This is a genomic window from Serratia sp. CC22-02 (assembly GCF_900182895.1).
In the GTDB taxonomy this organism is placed as follows: domain Bacteria; phylum Pseudomonadota; class Gammaproteobacteria; order Enterobacterales; family Enterobacteriaceae; genus Serratia; species Serratia nevei.
On the sequence record NZ_FXUD01000032.1, the window covers coordinates 1 to 1274 of the forward strand.

A 1274-nucleotide genomic window follows, 5' to 3' on the forward strand; every position below is an offset into this window, starting at 1 on the left:
GCGTCCGGCGTGCGGCGCACCTGCTGCTCGAACAGCGCCGCCAGCGTCTGATCCAGCGGGTAGTCACGCTCGGTGCGGTTCCAGCCATGCAGCAGCAGTTCGCGTTCCGCCTCCGGCACCACCGCCAGTGAACACACCGGCGTCTCCGGCGCCTGCTCCAGCGCTTGCGCCAGTGAGCTCAGCGCCTGCACCATATAGTCACACACCCGCTGGGCATCGACCGTCTCGGTCACCTGCGCCGTCACGCCCAGCGAATCGCCGCCGTCCTCCACCGATAACACGAACGGATAGTTGGTACGCTCTTCGGCGCTCAGCAGGCTAACACCTTCCGGCAACGCCACGGCTTCGCCGTTGTTGTGGCGATAGTTGAGCAAGGCGCTGAACAGCGGTGCCCCAGGGCTGACGCCACTGCAGCGCTGCGCCAATGCCAGCGGCGCATGTTCATGCGCCAGCAGCCCGCTCAGCCGCACGTGTGCCTCTCTTGCCGCCGTCTCCACGCCTCGCCGATCGATGTCCAGACGCAGCGGCAACGTGTTGATAAACAACCCCAATGCCCGTTCCGCGCCTTCGCCGCCCTGCAGACGCCCCAGCAATACGGTGCCGAACACGACCGCGTCTCGCCCGCTGACGCTCGCCAGCACCTGCGCCCAGGCCAGGTGGCACAGGCTGGCCAGGCTGACGCCCAGCCGCCGCGCCTGTCGCCGCAACCGCAGGTTCAGCGCCGAAGAGAGCGCCTGGTAGCGGCAGGCGATTTGCCGCCCTTCGCCGTGCACGTCGCTCAGGCCGAACGGCAGCACCGGCTCGCGGATATCCGCCAACATGTCGCGGAAGAAGCTTTCATGCTCCGCCTCGCTGAGAGCCAGGCGCGCCTGCGCCACCGCATTGCGGAACGGCTGGGCGACGCCCAGCTGTGCCCCACGGCCGGCGAGGATCTCGCCGATCTCTTGCTCCATGAAGGCCAACGTGGAGTGATCGCCAATCAGATGATGCCACTGCTGCAAAGCGCACCAGCTGCCGTCCTCCTCCTGCGTGACGGTAAAGTTGAGCAGCGGCGCGCGGGTCAGATCCTGCCGCTGCTGCAACGGATCAAAGCTGGCCGCCAGCTGTTGCCAAATCGGGCCGTCAGCCGGATCGAAACGCCGCTCGCTCAGCGCCAGCTCAGCCTTGCGCCACACCACCTGCACCGGCGAGGACATGCCCTGCGTGATGAACGCAGTGCGCAGAATGTCATGGCGATCGATCACCTGCTGCATCGCCGCCAGCCAGGCGTCCAG

The 1274-nt window shown here is 67.2% G+C and carries 1 protein-coding gene; it reads right to left on the reverse strand.

Features of this window, described 5'->3' with window-relative positions; genetic code table 11:
* Positions 1-1274 (reverse strand): condensation domain-containing protein (locus QOL81_RS25760; RefSeq protein WP_283440172.1); only part of this gene is annotated, 1274 nt, incomplete at both ends.